This is a genomic window from Rubrivirga sp. (genome assembly GCF_049648075.1).
Classification (GTDB): Bacteria; Bacteroidota; Rhodothermia; order Rhodothermales; family Rubricoccaceae; genus Rubrivirga.
On record NZ_JBARYR010000474.1, the window covers coordinates 1 to 2,837 of the forward strand.

General features: G+C 69.4%; 5 protein-coding genes. 3 read left to right on the top strand and 2 right to left on the bottom strand.

Features of this window, described 5'->3' with window-relative positions; all coding sequences use genetic code 11:
- Together WBA11_RS13445 and WBA11_RS13450 are read left to right on the top strand one after the other, a co-directional pair.
- On the top strand, positions 1 to 225 hold a 225-nt coding region (locus WBA11_RS13445), incomplete at its 5' end, for a tetratricopeptide repeat protein (protein WP_424521183.1).
- On the top strand, positions 222 to 1,175 hold the full coding sequence (locus WBA11_RS13450; protein ID WP_424521184.1) for a hypothetical protein: 954 nt from the start codon (positions 222 to 224) through the stop codon (positions 1,173 to 1,175). The genes WBA11_RS13445 and WBA11_RS13450, both read left to right, overlap by 4 nt.
- Positions 1,176 to 1,194: 19 nt before the next feature.
- Here the strand turns inward: WBA11_RS13450 and WBA11_RS13455 are convergent, their stop codons facing one another.
- Both WBA11_RS13455 and WBA11_RS13460 read right to left on the bottom strand, forming a co-directional pair.
- Positions 1,195 to 2,070, bottom strand: coding sequence for a T9SS type A sorting domain-containing protein (locus WBA11_RS13455; protein WP_424521185.1), 876 nt, complete (start codon positions 2,068 to 2,070; stop codon positions 1,195 to 1,197).
- A 40-nt stretch (positions 2,071 to 2,110) separates the two neighbouring features.
- Positions 2,111 to 2,566, bottom strand: coding sequence for a hypothetical protein (locus WBA11_RS13460; RefSeq protein WP_424521186.1), 456 nt, complete (start codon positions 2,564 to 2,566; stop codon positions 2,111 to 2,113).
- A 76-nt stretch (positions 2,567 to 2,642) separates the two neighbouring features.
- On the opposite strand from WBA11_RS13460, the gene WBA11_RS13465 reads away from it, so the two are divergent.
- The coding region (locus tag WBA11_RS13465; protein ID WP_424521187.1) for a hypothetical protein at positions 2,643 to 2,837 on the top strand (195 nt) is incomplete at its 3' end.

A 2,837-nucleotide genomic window follows, 5' to 3' on the forward strand; every position in this document is an offset into this window, starting at 1 on the left:
AACCTGGGCGGCGCCCTCTTGACTCGCGGCGACCTCGAGGGCGCCGCTGCGCAGTTCCGAGCCGCGCTCGAGGCCGACCCTCGCGACACGGCCGCGCTCGGCAACCTGGGCCTCATCCTGGCCCAGCAAGGCCGCACGGCCGACGCGCGGCGGATGTTCGAGCGCGTCCTCGAGGCCGACCCCACCGACAGTCGCGCACGCGCGGCGCTCGCCCAACTCCTGTGACTCGCTTTTTTCTCTTTGCCGCGCTCGTCGCCGCGGGCTGCGCCACCGGCCCCGCCGACCCGGCGACCTCGGACTCGATCCCGCTCGACCTCGACCGCGACCGCCCCGAGCGGCTGCTCGGCTCCGTCTTGGGCGCCTACGTCGGCCCCGATGGGGGAGACCCGTTCGAGGCCGGCCTGGTCTCCGGCGACGGCTCCGATCTCGCGTTGCATCCCCAAAAACTCGACGACGACGTCCGCGCCGCCCTCGAGGACGTGAACGGCGACGGCACCATCGACTGGGACGAGCTGGCGGTGATGCTCGAGGCGACGTACTACGGGGCTCGGACCTTGCCTCAGACGGTCGAGGAGTTGCAATCCGCCGCAGACTACCGAGCCGGCGAGCCGGAGTGGTTCTCCGTCGAGGTCGACGGCGTGATGTCGGCCGCGCGGCGCCGGATCTCGGTCCCGCTCGCGTCGCTTCGGTCGGCGATCGAGGGGTTCCCCGAGCGCGACGAGTTGATCTACCCGGCCGGAACCTGGATCGTGGGCGAGCACATCGAGGACGACGAGGTCGTGGAGACGACGGCCAAGTATCGTCGATCGGACGGCTATTGGGACTTCGTGGTCTACGGACCGGACGGTGCCCTCGCACCCTCGACGCAGACTGAGCCGCGCGCCCTGCGGGTCCCGACCCAGTGCACCGGCTGTCACCTCGGCCAACGCCTGTTCGATCCCGAAAAAAGCTTTCCGGCCGACGCCAGCGACGGCCCCTTCGGTCCCCGCGCGATCTACGTCCCCGACAGTTGGAAAAGCGCCCAAGCGACCGACCTCTTCCGCGAGCATGCTTCTCGCGACGACGGTGTCCTGGGACTCTACGCCACGCTCTACGCCGGCCGCCTGATGGCCCAGCGCGCCGCGGGCGACCTCGACGACGACGACGCGCGCCTTCTCGACGCGCTCGGGCTGTAGCCGGCCCCGAGGACGCGCCTTACCGGCCAGCCTTCGAGATCGCGACCGAGCCGAAGTGGCCTTCGCTCGACCGCGCGCGCACGACGTACGTCCCCGGCGAGAGGTCGGGGAGCGCGAGGTAGTGGTTCTCGCCGCCCCGCATCGTCGTGGAGGCGACCGTTCGGCCAGTGACGTCTACGACCTCGACGTGGACAGTTGCCGCAGACTCGGTTCCGAGGTTGATCCGAACGCCGTCGGTCACGGGGTTGGGGCTGACGCTCAAGGGCGTCCGGGCGGCGGGGCCGTCCTCCGAACTGACGGGGCGGAGGGGGTCACGGCCCCACTCGCGCCCTCCGACGCTCGCGTAGACGAGGCGGACGCTCCGCGAGCCCCCGGACCCTCCGATCCCAGTCCAGGACCGGTCGAGGCGGATCAAGCCGATCCCCTCTGCGATCATCGCGAAGCAACACTGCGGCGAGGCTCGCACGGTGTACGAGATCCCCCCGATCGACTCCGTCCGTTCCGTAAACCTCTCCACGAGAGGGACGCCCCCGTTAAAGCTGAGGAACATCGGAACCGAGGGGAGCAGGCGGTCGATGGTCGTGAGCTGCTCGACGATCCACCGGCTCCCGTCGGTCGCCCCGCCGAAGACCGACTCGCCGCCCGGCCCGCTCACGACGTGAACCGGGTTGCCGTCGACGACCGTGTCGCGCACGACGCGATACCGGCTGACGCGAGAAAAACGGGTCGTAGCGCCGCCCAGTTGCCGGTGCTGCGTGTCCGAGCCGGACTCGTTGTACACCCACTCGTCCCCGACCTCGAGGGGCAGGAAGTCCCGCCATACGTTGGGCTCCTCTTGAGCATGGGCGAGGCTCGTAAGTGCCAGGAGCGCGGTCGCGACAGCGAGCTTGTTCATAGCTAAGATTGGCAAGGGGAAACGTCCTCGAGGGCGAGGGCTATCGAGAGGGCGTCGAGTACTCCGTCTCGATTTGTCGCATGGTCAGGTCGATGCGGGGCACGCGGACAACGTGGACGAGGAGCCGGGCGCCGGCCTCACCGGGTGTCCCGGTCGCACGATACGTCACGCGTGCTCGGTCGTCGCCGATCAACTCGACGGCGTCGATGACGAGCTGTCCGCCTCGAGACGTGACCGGCTCCGCGACGGCGACGAGCGTGCTGGCGGCGTAGTCGGCCCCGAACGGCTCGGAGATCCCGTAGCGCGCCCGGAACAGCGCTTCGTCCTCGAGGGAGGTGAGAAACGGCGAGTTGGAAGCCAGAGAGACCGTGTCAGCGGTCACGCTCGCCTCGCCTTGGAGGACCGTCGTGGCGTCGAGCCGCTCGACCTCCGGGCCGAACAGCGAGCAGGCGCTCAGGGTGGCGCCGAGGAAGAGAGTCGTAAGGACGGAGCGCATGAGAAGCGGAGTTTGAGAGATCCTTCTACCGTATGAAGTCGACCTCGAGGTCGCGGAACGCGCCGCGCGGGGTCTCGTGACGGTCCCGATCGCGTCGCGGTTGAGGGTTTCGGCCTCGGTCCCGCTGAAACCGTCCTCGCCGGCGCCGTCGTCGTCAAAGGCCGCCGTGAACCGGCCGGACACCACGCCGCCGCGGAGCGTTGAGGAGGATGGCGTGGTAGAAGAGCACGCGACAGACGGCACGAGACCTGAGGGACGGACAGAACGAGAG

What these genes read in the sequence shown, in the direction of transcription:
- WBA11_RS13460 (WP_424521186.1), bottom strand. Translation starts at nt 2,566, where the DNA reads ATGCGCTCCGTCCTTACGACTCTCTTCCTCGGCGCCACCCTGAGCGCC.
- WBA11_RS13455 (WP_424521185.1), bottom strand. Translation starts at nt 2,070, where the DNA reads ATGAACAAGCTCGCTGTCGCGACCGCGCTCCTGGCACTTACGAGCCTC.